The sequence below is a fragment of the Streptomyces sp. NPDC057682 genome, from assembly GCF_042799575.1.
GTDB lineage: Bacteria > Actinomycetota > Actinomycetes > Streptomycetales > Streptomycetaceae > Streptomyces.
Genome location: NZ_JBHVIN010000008.1, coordinates 277628 through 291235 on the forward strand (window position 1 = coordinate 277628; position 13608 = coordinate 291235).

At 71.8% G+C, this 13608-nt stretch carries 15 protein-coding genes; 6 read left to right on the forward strand and 9 right to left on the reverse strand.

Annotation, left to right across the window (positions count from 1 at the left end; genetic code table 11):
• Positions 1–95: 95 nt before the first annotated feature.
• Together ACFVDM_RS17365 and ACFVDM_RS17370 are read right to left on the reverse strand one after the other, a co-directional pair.
• A complete protein-coding gene (locus tag ACFVDM_RS17365) occupies positions 96–671 on the reverse strand; it encodes a sigma-70 family RNA polymerase sigma factor (RefSeq protein WP_018101160.1) in 576 nt (191 codons plus the stop codon).
• 299 nt (positions 672–970) lie between these two features.
• Positions 971–1582 (reverse strand): response regulator transcription factor, encoded by a 612-nt coding sequence (locus ACFVDM_RS17370; protein ID WP_003948568.1) that lies wholly within the window; start codon positions 1580–1582, stop codon positions 971–973.
• Positions 1583–1994: 412 nt separating this feature from the next.
• Here ACFVDM_RS17370 and ACFVDM_RS17375 point away from each other — a divergent pair, with 412 nt between their 5' ends.
• Positions 1995–2321, forward strand: a complete 327-nt coding sequence (locus ACFVDM_RS17375; protein WP_018101161.1) for a WhiB family transcriptional regulator — start codon at positions 1995–1997, stop codon at positions 2319–2321.
• Positions 2322–2397: 76 nt separating this feature from the next.
• Here ACFVDM_RS17375 and ACFVDM_RS17380 read toward each other — a convergent pair whose 3' ends face one another.
• Positions 2398–3288 (reverse strand): LysR family transcriptional regulator, encoded by an 891-nt coding sequence (locus tag ACFVDM_RS17380; protein ID WP_383639868.1) that lies wholly within the window; start codon positions 3286–3288, stop codon positions 2398–2400.
• 89 nt (positions 3289–3377) lie between these two features.
• Here ACFVDM_RS17380 and ACFVDM_RS17385 point away from each other — a divergent pair, with 89 nt between their 5' ends.
• The 3 genes from ACFVDM_RS17385 to ACFVDM_RS17395 all read left to right on the forward strand — a co-directional run bounded on the left by ACFVDM_RS17385 (position 3378) and on the right by ACFVDM_RS17395 (position 6468).
• Complete coding sequence (locus ACFVDM_RS17385; RefSeq protein ID WP_383640143.1) at positions 3378–4052, forward strand: MOSC domain-containing protein; 675 nt, start codon at positions 3378–3380, stop codon at positions 4050–4052.
• A 93-nt stretch (positions 4053–4145) separates the two neighbouring features.
• Positions 4146–5684 (forward strand): multicopper oxidase family protein, encoded by a 1539-nt coding sequence (locus tag ACFVDM_RS17390; protein ID WP_383639871.1) that lies wholly within the window; start codon positions 4146–4148, stop codon positions 5682–5684.
• A 10-nt stretch (positions 5685–5694) separates the two neighbouring features.
• Positions 5695–6468, forward strand: coding sequence for an SDR family NAD(P)-dependent oxidoreductase (locus ACFVDM_RS17395; protein WP_383639874.1), 774 nt, complete (start codon positions 5695–5697; stop codon positions 6466–6468).
• Positions 6469–6562: 94 nt separating this feature from the next.
• Here the strand turns inward: ACFVDM_RS17395 and groL are convergent, their stop codons facing one another.
• Both groL and groES read right to left on the reverse strand, forming a co-directional pair.
• Positions 6563–8185 (reverse strand): chaperonin GroEL, encoded by a 1623-nt coding sequence (gene groL / locus ACFVDM_RS17400; RefSeq protein ID WP_383639877.1) that lies wholly within the window; start codon positions 8183–8185, stop codon positions 6563–6565.
• Positions 8186–8288: 103 nt separating this feature from the next.
• Positions 8289–8597 (reverse strand): co-chaperone GroES, encoded by a 309-nt coding sequence (gene groES, locus ACFVDM_RS17405; RefSeq protein WP_018101172.1) that lies wholly within the window; start codon positions 8595–8597, stop codon positions 8289–8291.
• 309 nt (positions 8598–8906) lie between these two features.
• Between groES and ACFVDM_RS17410 the strand changes: the two genes are divergently transcribed.
• The gene (locus tag ACFVDM_RS17410) at positions 8907–9470 is read left to right on the forward strand and encodes a hypothetical protein (RefSeq protein WP_383639881.1); all 564 of its coding nucleotides are present in this window, start codon (positions 8907–8909) and stop codon (positions 9468–9470) included.
• A 112-nt stretch (positions 9471–9582) separates the two neighbouring features.
• On the opposite strand, the gene ACFVDM_RS17415 is transcribed toward ACFVDM_RS17410, so the two are convergent.
• Positions 9583–10578 (reverse strand): polysaccharide deacetylase family protein, encoded by a 996-nt coding sequence (locus ACFVDM_RS17415; protein ID WP_383639884.1) that lies wholly within the window; start codon positions 10576–10578, stop codon positions 9583–9585.
• Between the two features lie 129 nt (positions 10579–10707).
• Between ACFVDM_RS17415 and ACFVDM_RS17420 the strand changes: the two genes are divergently transcribed.
• Entirely contained in the window at positions 10708–11955 is a 1248-nt protein-coding gene (locus ACFVDM_RS17420) for a methyltransferase domain-containing protein (RefSeq protein ID WP_383639887.1), read from the forward strand.
• Positions 11956–11961: 6 nt separating this feature from the next.
• Here ACFVDM_RS17420 and ACFVDM_RS17425 read toward each other — a convergent pair whose 3' ends face one another.
• The 3 genes from ACFVDM_RS17425 to ACFVDM_RS17435 are packed head-to-tail and all read right to left on the reverse strand — an operon-like array spanning position 11962 to position 13573.
• On the reverse strand, positions 11962–12327 hold the full coding sequence (locus tag ACFVDM_RS17425; protein ID WP_383639890.1) for a hypothetical protein: 366 nt from the start codon (positions 12325–12327) through the stop codon (positions 11962–11964).
• A 49-nt stretch (positions 12328–12376) separates the two neighbouring features.
• Positions 12377–13054, reverse strand: coding sequence for a hypothetical protein (locus ACFVDM_RS17430; RefSeq protein ID WP_383639893.1), 678 nt, complete (start codon positions 13052–13054; stop codon positions 12377–12379).
• A 48-nt stretch (positions 13055–13102) separates the two neighbouring features.
• Complete coding sequence (locus ACFVDM_RS17435; RefSeq protein WP_383639895.1) at positions 13103–13573, reverse strand: VOC family protein; 471 nt, start codon at positions 13571–13573, stop codon at positions 13103–13105.
• Positions 13574–13608 lie beyond the last annotated feature (35 nt).

A 13608-nucleotide genomic window follows, 5' to 3' on the forward strand; every position in this document is an offset into this window, starting at 1 on the left:
AGGAGGTGTCTCATTCCACGAGCAAGATCACCTGGAGGTTCTGTAGCTTCCTACGGCGGTGCCGTACGCCCCCGGGGCCCGTGCCGGGCCCCGGTTCACTGTTCCGCGAGGGCCCTCAGCCGGCTCAAAGCGCGGTGCTGGGCGACCCGGACCGCGCCCGGGGACATGCCGAGCATCTGCCCGGTCTCCTCGGCGGTGAGTCCGACGGCGACCCGGAGGACCAGCAGCTCGCGCTGGTTCTCCGGAAGGTTGGCGAGGAGCTTCTTGGCCCAGGCGGCGTCGCTGCTGAGCAGGGCGCGCTCCTCCGGGCCCAGGGAGTCGTCCGGCCGCTCCGGCATCTCGTCGGAGGGCACGGCGGTCGATCCCGGGTGCCGCATCGCGGCCCGCTGGAGATCGGCCACCTTGTGGCCGGCGATGGCGAAGACGAAGGCCTCGAAGGGCCTGCCGGTGTCCTTGTAGCGCGGCAGTGCCATCAGCACCGCCACGCAGACCTCCTGGGCCAGGTCCTCCACGAAGTGGCGGGCGTCACCGGGCAGCCGGTTCAGCCGGGACCTGCAGTAGCGCAGCGCGAGGGGGTGTACATGGGCCAGCAGATCGTGCGTGGCCTGCGCGTCCCCCTCGACGGCACGGTGCACCAGAGCACCGATCACCGTCGTTCCGTCGTCGCGCATCGAACCATGGTGCCCCGGCGCGGCGCCGTCCGCGGCACCGCGTCCGTAGTTGTGCACCGAAGCGTTATGAGCGGGTGCGCCGGAAGTCATGTCCTGCGCCCTCCCCTTCCGCTCGACCGAATCGTTCCCGAGGAACTCCACGTATCAAGGATGCGTCATCGGCCGGGAAGCGTCACATGCCGCCGTGGCGGCGGGGTGCGGCCGGGGCCGGACCCCTCCGGACGGGGGCCTGCCCGGGCCTCCCCGTCCGCCGGCTTGCGGACGGGGTGTGGATGCGCCGGCCGGTCACGGCCGGTCCCTCATCGGACCAGGCCCCAGCGGAAGCCGAGCGCCACGGCGTGCGCGCGGTCCGAGGCGCCGAGCTTCTTGAAGAGCCGCCGGGCGTGCGTCTTCACCGTGTCCTCGGAGAGGAACAGCTCGCGCCCGATCTCCGCGTTGGAACGGCCGTGGCTCATGCCTTCGAGGACCTGGATCTCCCGAGCGGTGAGCGTGGGCGCCGCCCCCATCTCGGCCGACCGCAGCCGGCGCGGGGCGAGCCGCCACGTCGGATCGGCCAGCGCCTGGGTGACGGTCGCCCGCAGCTCGGCCCGGGAGGCGTCCTTGTGGAGATAGCCGCGGGCCCCCGCGGCGACCGCGAGCGCGACGCCGTCCAGGTCCTCCGCGACGGTCAGCATGATGATCCGTGCCCCCGGGTCGGCGGAGAGGAGCCGCCGGACGGTCTCCACACCCCCCAGTCCGGGCATGCGCACATCCATGAGAATCAGATCCGAACGGTCGGCGCCCCAGCGGCGGAGGACTTCCTCGCCGTTGGCCGCCGTCGTCACACGCTCGACGCCGGGCACGGTCGCGACCGCGCGACGGAGCGCCTCTCGGGCAAGCGGGGAGTCGTCGCAGACGAGGACGGAAGTCATGACCGCCCTCCGCAGCTGATGCGCGTCACCTTGAGCCTCCAGGCTGTTACAAGTCGTCACCTGTGCGGTTGACGCTCTCGGACACCTGCCCGATCGCTTTCTCTGTCAACCGCTTCCGCCCTCTCAACGATGGTCACTCGAAAGAGTTACGGGTCGGACAACCGAATTCGGCACTCTACGTGAGGTCACGTGTACGGAGGAGAGCGCCACGGGTTTGTCCAGTCCTCAACCGAAACTTTTCGCGAACACATGCCCCATTTAGCGGGATTTCTTCCCTTTTGCTGGTGTCTGTGGCTAGATTCGCAATCAGTCATATTTACATCTACTAGCACCGTAGATGTACGGTCATGGGCACAGTCTCAGACGATGACCACGACGCTTCCGACTCAGCACGGTTTCGAGGAGACAAGCAATGGCAGATTTCTCCCGCCTTCCCGGACCCAACGCCGATCTGTGGGACTGGCAGCTGCTGGCGGCCTGCCGAGGAGTCGACAGCTCGCTCTTCTTCCACCCCGAGGGGGAACGCGGAGCCGCCCGGAGCGCCCGCGAGACCTCGGCCAAGGAGGTCTGCATGCGGTGCCCGGTGCGCGCCGAGTGCGCGGCCCACGCCCTGGCCGTACGCGAGCCCTACGGAGTGTGGGGCGGCCTGACCGAGGACGAACGCGAGGAGCTGATGGGCCGCGCCCGCAACCGGCTGATCACGGCCGCCGCGCCCGCGTCCCCGCCGGGACACGGCTGACTCTTCCGTACGACAACAGGGAAGAAACGTTCCTTCAAACGTTCTTTCACCGCATCGCCGCACCATGGGCACACGCTCAGCGGGCAGCCGCCAGGGAGAGCTGGTCCAGGGTGGCCGCCACGGCCGGGACCTGCGCCAGATCGGGCAGGGTCAGCGCGACGATCTCGCGCTCGATGGCCGGCTCCACCGTGACGGTCCTGGCGCCCATCGGGCGTACCGACTCGATCGCGAGCGCCGGCAGCACCGCCACCCCGAGCCCGGCGCCCACCAGCCCGACCACCGCCGGATAGTCGTCGGTGGCGAAGTCGATGCGCGGGGTGAAGCCGGACTCCTCGCAGACCTCCACGAGCTGGCGGCGGCAGCGCGGGCAGCCCGCGATCCATGACTCCTCGGCCAGTTCGCCGATGCCCACCTCGGTCCGCTCCGCGAGCGCGTGCCCGTCCGGGACCAGGCCGGTCAGCCGGTCGGTGAGCAGCGGCCGGACCACCAGGTCGTCCCATTCGGCGCCCGGGGTGCCGTAGCGGAAGGCCAGCGCGATGTCGCAGTCGCCCTCGCGCAGCATCTCCACCGAGCGGGGCGGTTCGGCCTCGACCAGGGAGACCCGGGTGCCCGGATGGGCGGCCCGCAGTGCCGCGAGGGCGCCCGGGACCAGGCCGGAGCTGCCGCTGGGGAAGGAGACCAGCCGGACCCGGCCGGCCCGCAGTCCGGCGATGGCGGCGACCTCCTCCTCGGCCGCGGTGAGCCCGGCCAGGATGCCCGAGGCGTGGCGCACCAGCGCCTCTCCGGCCTGGGTCAGCCGCATCTCGCGTCCGGTGCGGATCAGCAGCGGGGTGCCGGCGGAGGCCTCCAGGGCCTTCATCTGCTGACTCACGGCGGGCTGGGTGCAGCCCAGCTCGCGAGCCGCGGCGGAGAAGGATCCGGTGGTGGCCACGGCGCGCAGGACACGGAGATGACGGGCTTCGATCACCCTTCGACTATAAGTGATGCTTGGATGGGATGCGAATTATTGACCAGCAGCTTTGGGTCAGGAGTCGCTAGCGTGCGGGTATGAACGCGATGACTGTGCTGACCGTGAACGCGGGGCGCCCCACCAGGTCCGTCCACACCGACTCCCCGGGCGGCGTGACCGGGATCGACAAGCACCCCGTGGAGGGTTCCGTCCGCGTCGCGGACCCCGGGGCCAAGGGGGAGGGCGGCAGCGGCGTGGCCGGGGACGCGGTCTGCGACCTGCGCCACCACGGCGGCTCCGACCAGGCCGTGTACGCCTTCGCGCGCGAGGAACTCGACGCCTGGGAACGGGTGCTGGGCCACCCCCTGGCCAACGGCGCCTTCGGCGAGAACCTGACCACGCGCGGACTGGCCGTCAGCGGCGCGCTGATCGGGGAGCGCTGGCGGATCGGCGACGAACTGGTCCTGGAGGTGACCTCCGGCCGGATCCCCTGCCGCACCTTCGCCGGCCACCTCGGCGCCGAGCGGTGGGTCAAGCGGTTCACCCGGGCCGGTGCCCCCGGGGCGTACCTCCGGGTGATCACTCCGGGCAGCATCCGGGCCGGCGACCCGGTGGAGATCGTGCACCGCCCCGACCACGAGGTGACGGTCGAGATGCAGTTCCGGGCCGTGACCACCCGGCGCGACCTGCTGCCGCGCATCCTCGCGGCCGGTGAGGCCCTGCACCCCGAATCGCTGCGCGCGGCGCGTGCGTACGAGGAGCAGCGCGCGACGGTCTCCTGAGCCGTCCGCCCCCACCGCCTAGGGGCCCGGTCAGGGGCACGTCAGGGATCGGCCCCATGTGCCGGGGTGTCCGGGGGCGGAAGCCTGGACGCCATGGAGAAGAGCAGGGGACGGCGGCGGCTGCGACGGGTGCTGATCACGGTGGCCGTGGTGCTGGGGGTACTGGGGGCGGCGGCCGGCGGCGGGTTCGCCTGGCTGTGGACGCGGGCCGATGTGAGCACGGTGGGAAAGGTCGACTTCAACCGGCGGCTGGCCGTGCCGCCCCTGGCACCGTCCACCGTGACGGCGGACGGCACCCGGGTCTTCGACCTCCGGATGCAGTCGGGCGAGACGGAGTTCCGGCCCGGCAGGGCGACGCCGACCTGGGGGTTCAACGGCAGCTATCTGGGGCCGACACTGCGCGCGAAGCGCGGTGAGCGCGTGAAGGTGCGGGTCCGCAACGCCTTGGACGAGGCGTCCAGCGTGCACTGGCACGGCATGCACCTGCCCGCCGCGATGGACGGCGGACCGCATCAGATGGTGGCGGCGGGCGGGAGCTGGTCGCCGTCGTGGACGGTCGACCAGCCGGCCGCGACCCTCTGGTACCACCCGCATCCGCACGGGGCGACCGAACGGCACGTCCAGCGCGGGCTGGCCGGGATGTTCCTGCTCGACGACAACCGTTCCCGGGACCTCGCGCTGCCGAAGACGTACGGCGTGGACGACCTGCCGGTCATCGTGCAGGACGTCCGCTTCGACGGGGACCGCCTCGACCACGGGCACTCCTTCCTCGCCAACACGGGCTTCCTCGGGGACCGGACGCTGGTCAACGGCACCCTCGGCCCGTACGCCGAGGTCCGCGACGAACGCGTACGCCTGCGGCTGCTCAACGCGTCCACCGCCCGCGTCTACACCTTCGGCTTCGACGACGACCGCTCCTTCGACCTGATCGCCACGGACGGCGGACTGCTGGAGAGGCCCGCCTCCCTGGACCGGATCCAGCTCTCGCCCGGCGAGCGCGCCGAGATCGTCGTGACCATGCGGCCGGGCGAGCGGACCGTGCTGCGCAGCTATCCGTGGCGCCGGGGCGACTTCTGGGAGAAGCGGTTCAACGGGGGCGACGACTCCTTCGACGTCCTGCAACTGCGCGCGGCGAGGACCCTGCGCCCCTCCCCCGCCGTGCCCGCCGCGCTCGGCGAGCCGGGGCTGGAGCTGCCCGACGGCGAAGACGCCGCGCACGGACGGTACTTCGAGCTGCGCCGGTCCGGCATCAACGGGAAGCCGATGGCCATGGACCGGGTCGACGAGACGGTGGTGCGCGGCACCACGGAGACCTGGACGGTCCGCAACGGCGGCGACATGACGCACAACTTCCACATCCACGACGTGCAGTTCAGGGTCCTGGAGGTGAACGGGCGGCCCCCGGAGCCCGAGTTGCGCGGCCGTAAGGACACGGTGGCGGTCCCGATGGGCACCACGGTGAAGCTCGCCCTGCGCTTCGACGGACCCGCCGATCCTGACACCCCGTACATGTACCACTGCCATCTGCTCTCCCACGAGGACACCGGGATGATGGGCCAGTTCGTCGTGGTCGACCAGGGACAGCGGGCCGGAACCCCGGGGGCGCACGGGGACCACGGGGGCACGCGTTAACGTGCCGCGTATGACGACTGCACTGATTACGGGCGCGACCGCGGGCATCGGGGCCGCCTTCGCACGGCGGCTCGCGGCCCAGGGTCACGATCTCGTGCTGGTGGCCCGTGACACCGAACGGCTGCGGGAGCAGGCCACCGAACTCCACGACCGGCACGGCATCGAGGCCGAGGTGCTGACCGCCGACCTGTCCCGGGACGACGGGATCGCCTCGGTCGAGAAGCGGCTATCCGACACGGCCCGCCCGGTCGATCTGCTGGTCAACAACGCCGGGTTCGGCAACAAGGGCCAGTTCCTGGACGTGCCGATGGCCGACGAGCTGACGATGCTCAAGGTGCACTGCGAGGCGGTGCTGCGGCTGACCTCGGCGGCCTCGGCGGCGATGAGGGAGCGGGGCAGGGGCGGGGTCGTCAACGTGGCCTCCGTCGCCGCGTTCGTGCCGCGCGGCACCTACGGGGCCTCGAAGGCGTGGGTCGTGCAGTTCACCCAGGGCGCGGCGCGGGACCTGGCCGGTTCCGGGGTGCGGCTGATGGCGCTCTGCCCCGGCTTCGTCCGTACGGAGTTCCACCAGCGGGCCGGGATGGGCACGGAGAACATCCCGGGCTGGATGTGGCTGGACGCCGACAAGCTGGTGGCGACGGCGCTGGCGGACCTGGCGCGCGGGAAGTCGCTGTCGGTGCCCGATCCCCGGTACAAGGCGCTCATGGGACTGGTGAAGGTGACGCCGCGCGGACTGCTCGGCGGGGTCACCTCCCGTACCGGTCGAAAGTACGGGCCGCGGTAGTCCACCGCGCCGGCCGGACCGGGACCGGACGCGCGAAGGCCCGGCACCCCGAGGGGGTGCCGGGCCTCACCGCTGGTGCGGCGGGTGCCGTGCGTCAGTGCGCGTGGCCGTGACCGTGACCGGCCTCCGGCTCCTCCTCGGCCGGCTTCTCGACGACCAGGGTCTCGGTCGTGAGCAGCAGGGAGGCGATGGAGGCGGCGTTCTCCAGGGCGGAGCGGGTGACCTTGACCGGGTCGATGACGCCGGCCTTCACCAGGTCGCCGTACTCGCCGGTGGCGGCGTTGAAGCCCTGGCCCTTGTCGAGCTCGGAGACCTTCGAGGTGATGACGTAACCCTCGAGGCCGGCGTTCTCGGCGATCCAGCGCAGCGGCTCGACGGCGGCGCGGCGGACGACCGCGACACCGGTGGCCTCGTCGCCGGTCTTGTCGAGGTTGCCCTCAAGGACCTTGACGGCGTGGACGATGGCGGAGCCACCACCGGAGACGATGCCCTCCTCGACCGCGGCGCGGGTCGCGGAGATGGCGTCCTCCAGACGGTGCTTCTTCTCCTTGAGCTCCACCTCGGTGGCCGCACCGACGCGGATCACGCAGACACCGCCGGCCAGCTTCGCCAGACGCTCCTGGAGCTTCTCGCGGTCCCAGTCGGAGTCCGTGGCCTCGATCTCGGCCTTGATCTGGTTGACGCGGCCGGCGACCTCGTCGGACTTGCCGCCACCGTCGACGATGGTGGTGTCGTCCTTGGAGACGGTCACGCGGCGGGCGGTGCCCAGCACGTCCAGACCGGCCTGGTCGAGCTTGAGGCCGACCTCCTCGGCGATGACGGTCGCACCGGTGAGGGTGGCGATGTCGCCGAGCATGGCCTTGCGGCGGTCGCCGAAGCCCGGAGCCTTCACCGCGACGGCGTTGAAGGTGCCGCGGATCTTGTTGACGACCAGGGTCGACAGGGCCTCGCCCTCGACGTCCTCGGCGATGATCAGCAGCGGCTTGGAGCCACCGGCCTGGATGACCTTCTCCAGGAGCGGCAGCAGCTCCTGGATCGAGCCGATCTTGCCCTGGTGGATCAGGATGTACGGGTCGTCGAGGACGGCCTCCATACGCTCCTGGTCGGTCACCATGTACGGCGACAGGTAGCCCTTGTCGAAGGCCATGCCCTCGGTGAAGTCGAGGTCCAGACCGAAGGTGTTGGACTCCTCGACGGTGATGACGCCGTCCTTGCCGACCTTGTCCATCGCGTCCGCGATGAGCTCGCCGACCTGGGTGTCCTGCGCGGAGAGCGCGGCCACGGCGGCGATGTCGGACTTGTCCTCGATCGGGCGGGCGGTCGCGAGGAGCTCCTCGGACACGGCCTTGACCGCGGCGTCGATGCCCTTCTTCAGAGCGGCCGGGGAGGCGCCGGCGGCGACGTTGCGCAGACCCTCGCGGACGAGCGCCTGGGCGAGGACGGTGGCGGTGGTCGTACCGTCACCCGCGACGTCGTTGGTCTTGGTCGCGACCTCCTTCACCAGCTGGGCACCGAGGTTCTCGTACGGGTCGTCCAGCTCGACCTCGCGCGCGATGGTGACACCGTCGTTGGTGATGGTGGGGGCGCCGAACTTCTTGTCGATGACGACGTTGCGGCCCTTGGGGCCGATCGTCACCTTGACCGTGTCGGCAAGCTTGTTGACGCCGCGCTCAAGGGCGCGACGGGCGTCCTCGTCGAACTTCAGGATCTTCGCCATGGAGCTGAACTGTCCTCTCGAATACAAGAAAACTGCGCCCCTGCCGCCCGGCTAGTCATTTCGCTGGGGGCCAGGGGCGCAGAAGAAAGCGATGGTGGGTGAATTACTTCTCGATGATCGCGAGAACGTCGCGAGCCGAGAGGACGAGGTACTCCTCGCCGTTGTACTTCACCTCGGTGCCGCCGTACTTGCTGTACAGCACGACATCGCCGGTCTTGACGTCGAGCGGCAGACGCTCGCCGTTCTCGAAGCGGCCCGGACCCACGGCCAGGACGACGCCCTCCTGGGGCTTCTCCTTGGCAGTGTCCGGAATAACCAGGCCGGAGGCCGTGGTCTGCTCGGCGTCGAGCGGCTGGACCACAATGCGGTCCTCAAGCGGCTTGATCGCAACCTTGGAGCTGGCGGTCGACACGATCCGGTCTCCCCCTTCGGAGATCTCACGGGGTCAAAAGTGTGGGGTGGCGACCGCATGGGCCCGTCGTCGCGGGTGCCGGACCGGTCGGTCGCACGGAACTGCTGGCACTCTCCCTCGGGGAGTGCCAGAACCGAGACTATGACCGCGATTAGCACTCGGTCAAGCGGAGTGCCAACGCGCGCCGCTCGTGGCGGCCCGGGATCCCTCTCCGGGGCGACGGTACGCACGGCTGCGCGCCCGCAACGTTCGGGTCACCGTAAGGACAACGCGGGGGCCGGGCGGTCCGTTCCGGAGGACGGTGGCGTCATGCGCCCTCCCGCCCCCGGCATCGGCCGCCCGGCCCCCGCCCGCCCCGGCTCCCTCGTCCGGAACGCCCTCGACCTGACGGCCGGTCTGCTCGCCACCGGCCTGGAGGTGCTGGTCTGCGGGATGGTGGTCTTCCTCGCGGACCAGCCGGAGCGGGACTTCTCCCGTCCGCCCGTCCCGGATCCCGGTCCGCCCCCGATGGACTGGACGACCACGCTCGTCCTCGGCTCGTTCGCCGCGGCCGTCTGCCTCATCGGCCTGGTGCTGCTGCGTCACGGGCTGCCGCTGGCGGGCATCGTGCAGCTGATCGCGGCGGGCGTCTTCTGCGTGCTGGCGCTGGTGTCCTGGCACAGCCACTACCGCGCGGCGCACCCCGAGGGCGCCGCCCCGGCCGCCTTCGCCCCGGACCGCGCCGGCCACCGGTGGACCGGCCGCGCCCCGGATCCCGGGCCCGCCGCCGGGCGGCCGCAGGCGACGACGACCATCGCCCCGGGGGCCCCGTGGTCGCCGCGCACGGAGGCGGGCCGGGCCCGCTTCGCGGCGGGCGAGGGGTTCATCCGCTGAGCGGCCTTGCGCCCCAGCCGTTCGATCGGGTCGACCGACTGCGCGCACCCCGCGGTGGCGGTGAGGAGCGCACCGGCGGTCAGCAGTCCGGCCAGCAGCCGGTGCGCGCTTCTCATACGTAGTCCTCCAGCCGGGCCACCGCGTAGCCCTTGTCGGTGATGACCTTCATGACGGAGCGGATCAGGTCGGGCATGCTGCCCTTCCAGTCCTTCTCGCCCCGGAAGTGGGTGAGGATGATGTCGCCGGGGTGCAGGTCCCGGTCCTCCTCGCGCCACTCCATGTGGTCGGGGAAGGCCTCGGCCGCCCAGAGCGGTACGGCGGTGACGCCGCAGGACTTGGCGATGCGCAGGGTGTCGCCGTTGTAGTTGCCGTACGGCGGCCGGAAGAGCCGGGGGCGTTCGCCGTACTGCTGCTGGAGGATGTCCTGCTGGTCGCAGATCTCTCGCTTCTGCTCCGCGTACGAGAGCCCCGGCAGATAGCGGTGGTTCAGGGTGTGGTTGCCGATGACGGCGCCGCGGGCCTCGGCCTCCTTGAAGTAGGCGTAGTCGTCGCGCACCAGGTAGTCGGTGAGGAAGGCGCTGTACGGGATGTTCAGCTCCGACATCATCCTGATCAGCTCGGGGTCCTTGTCGTCCCCGTCGTCCATCGTCAGGAAGACGACCTTCTCCTTGGTGGGGACGGTGGTGAAGACCGGCGGGAGCGAGGCGTCGCCGCCCTCGACCTCGAAGCCCTTGCGGGTGGTGAGGCGCGGTTTGACGGCCGGGGGCAGCGGCGGGGTCAGCGGGGTCTTCGCCAGCCCCCACTTTTTGGCGGCGACCGCGCGGGCGGCCTGCGCCCTGCGGGCCTTCTCCGCCTGTCCGGCGACCGAGCCGGCCGCTCCGGCCGGGGGTCCGGCCGCGGGTCCGCCCGGCTGTCCGGCACGGGCCGCGGCGGCCTTCACCGGGTCGGTCGCCCGCGTCTCGCCGGTCTCGGCCGCGCAGCCGGAACCGACGGCGGCGACCAGCAGCGCGGCGAGGACCGCGAAACCGGGCCGGCGCCGCAGATGCCCGGCGCCGGTCCGTCCGCGCCCCCGCCCGCCTGCCGTCTGAACCGGTCTGCGCCATTTCATGAGGAATTCTTCCTTTTGTCGTACTGGCTGCATGGCGCCGCATCCTGCCAGCCCGGAACCGGGCGGCCGGGCCGACACAGCGCCCGCCGCACACGGTCCCCCGGCTGGCGCGCAGCCGACTGGCCCACAATGGGGCGGGTGAACGCTCTCGCCCCGACCGGCCCGTCCGGTGATTCCGACGCCCTCACCGCCTTCCGGGCCCTGCGCACCCCCGAGGGGGCCGAGCTGCTGGCCGGGCTGCGCGACTACGACCCCGCCGCCGAACTGGCCACCGCCACCCGGCTGCGCCGCGACCATCCGGCCGCGCTCGTCTCGGCGGCCCTGGGGCAGGCCCGGCTGCGGCAGCGGGCGGTGGCGAAGTTCGGTGCCGAGGACGCGCACCGGATGTTCTTCACGCCCCACGGGGTGGAGCAGGCGACCCGGACCTCCGTGGCCTCGTACCGGGCGCGGCGGTTCGCGGAGGCGGGGGTGCGAAGCGTCGCCGATCTGTGCTGCGGGATCGGCGGCGACGCCGTCGCGTTCGCGCGGGCCGGGATCGCGGTGCTCGCCGTGGACCGCGATCCGCTGACGGCCGAGGTCGCGCGGGCCAACGCGGCCGCGCTCGGGCTGGACGGGCTGATCGAGGTGCGGTGCGCGGATGTCGCGGACATCGGCACCGGGCCGTACGACGCGGTGTTCGTCGATCCGGCCCGGCGCGGCGGGCGGGGCCGGATCTTCGATCCGGAGGCGTACTCACCGCCGCTGTCCTGGGCGACCGGGGCCGCGGTGAAGGCTCCCCGGGCCGCGCTGAAGATCGCCCCGGGGGTCCCGCACGAGGCGATCGACCCGCGCGCGGAGGCCGAGTGGATCTCGGACGGGGGCGAGGTGAAGGAGGCGGTGCTGTGGTTCGGCGAGGGCTTCACGGCCGGGGCGTTCCGCGCGACGGTGCTTCCGTCGGGGGCCACCCTGTCCGCGCCGGCCGCGCTCCCCGCCCCGCCGGTGGGCCCGGTGGGCCGCTATCTGTACGAGCCGGACGGCGCGGTGATCCGGGCGCATCTGGTCGCGGAGATCGTGGAGCGCTGCCGGGGCCGGCTGATCGACCCGATGATCGCGTACATCACCAGTGACGAGCTGTACGAGTCGCCGTTCACGGCCGGGTACGAGATCACCGATCGGCTGCCGTTCCACGTGAAGCGGCTCAAGGCGCTGCTGCGGGAGCGGGAGGTCGGTGTCCTCACGGTCAAGAAGCGCGGTTCTGCGGTCGAACCGGAGGAACTGCGCAGGAAGATGAAGCTCCACGGGCCGAACGCGGCGACCGTCTTCCTGACCCGGGTCGCGGACGTGCCGACGATGCTGGTCGGCCGCCCGGTGACCGGCCCGGAGGCCGGCCACCGGTAGGCGGGCTCAGCCGAGATCGGTCAGCTCGTCGGCGTACACCCGCGAGAGCGGCTGCGGGCCCACGTACTGCTGGCAGTTGCACTGCCCGGACTCGAAGCGCACCGGCTTCTTCTGCTCGTCCCAGGCGGTCGGCACCTCGACGCGTTCGTGGCAGCGGCCCTGCTTGTCGTGCTTGGCGAGGTGGTGCGTGCAGCCGCAGACCGGCTCGGGCGGCCGGTTCGCCGCCTCGACGGCCAGCCGCTCCTGCTTACCGGCCTCCAGCAGTTCGAGCCTGCGGGCGTGCCGGTTGCGCAGCGCCGTACGGACGTTGTCGACCACCCAGCCGAATCCGCCCGTCCAGAAAATGATGAGCACCCACCAGTACCACTCCATGACGCCTCCCCCTGCGGTGTTCGTGTACGGACCAAGGGTAGGGCCGAAGTCAGCGGTGGGCGCCGCCCGTTGACGCTTCGGTCCGGCCGGCCGCGGGGGTGCCCGCCAGGGCCTGCCCCAGGAGGGAGAGAACCCAACGGCGGTGCCGGAAGGCCTTGGTGACGCCGATGAGGCCGATGAGCCAGCAGAGGAGACCGAGGCCCATGATCAGGGCCATCAGCCCGTAGGTGTCCTGGCCGCGCACCGCGCCCGCCGGAACCACGACGCAGGCGTACAGCCCGAGGGCGCAGAGCGCGAAGGACGGCAGCAGCCAGCCGAGGCTCGCCCCCGGCAGGCGCAGCGCGGCGTCACGTGCCGGATCACGGTCCAGCCGCCCCCATTGCGCGAGGAGCCGGCGCACCGCGCGGTCCCGGCGCAGCCACACGACCACGAGGATCACGGCGGGCACCAGACAGGCGGCGCCCAGCGCGATCAGCACCACGCCGAGGATCGCGGAGACGACGTCGTACGACTCCTCGAAGGTGATGAGCGCGGTCGCGGTCAGCGACCAGCCGAGCGCCGCGAGCAGCCCCCACGTCCACAGGAGCGCGAACCGGCCGGGGCCCAGGTGCGTCCGCACCAGCGCCCCGAGGACATGGGCCCGGTCGGCGAGCAGGGCTCCCCGGTCGGGCCAGGTGCGTATCTCCACGGGCGGCGGGGGCGGCGGCAGCGCCGGGCGGGCGGACATGGCCCCGACCCTACCCAGCGCCGGACGGGGTCCCGGCCGCCGCGGCGGTCAGGCGTTGCGCAGGGCCTCGATGTCCAGGCGCTTCATGCCCATCATCGCCTTCATGGCCCGTGCCGCCTTCTCCGGGTCGGGGTCGGTCAGGGCCTCGCCGAGGCCCGGCGGGACGATCTGCCAGGAGACCCCGAAGCGGTCCTTCAACCAGCCGCACCGGCCCTCCTCGCCGCCGTCCGAGGTGAGCTTCGCCCACAGCTCGTCGGCCTCCTCCTGCGAGGCGCAGTCGACGGAGAGCGACACGGCCTCGGTGAAGGGGAACTCGGGGCCGCCGTCGAACGCGATGTACTCGGTGCCGTCCAGCTGGAAGCGCACCGTCATCACCGCGCCCTCCTCGCCGACCGAGGCCGCGGTCCAGCGGGTCACCTCCAGGACGCGCGAGTCGCCGCCGACGACGGAGACGTAGAAGTCCGCCGCCTCCTCGGCCTGGCCCTTCTCGTACCACAGGAACGTGGTGACCTTCGGCATGGTCTTCTCCTCCACTCGGTGGTGCGGAACGCGAT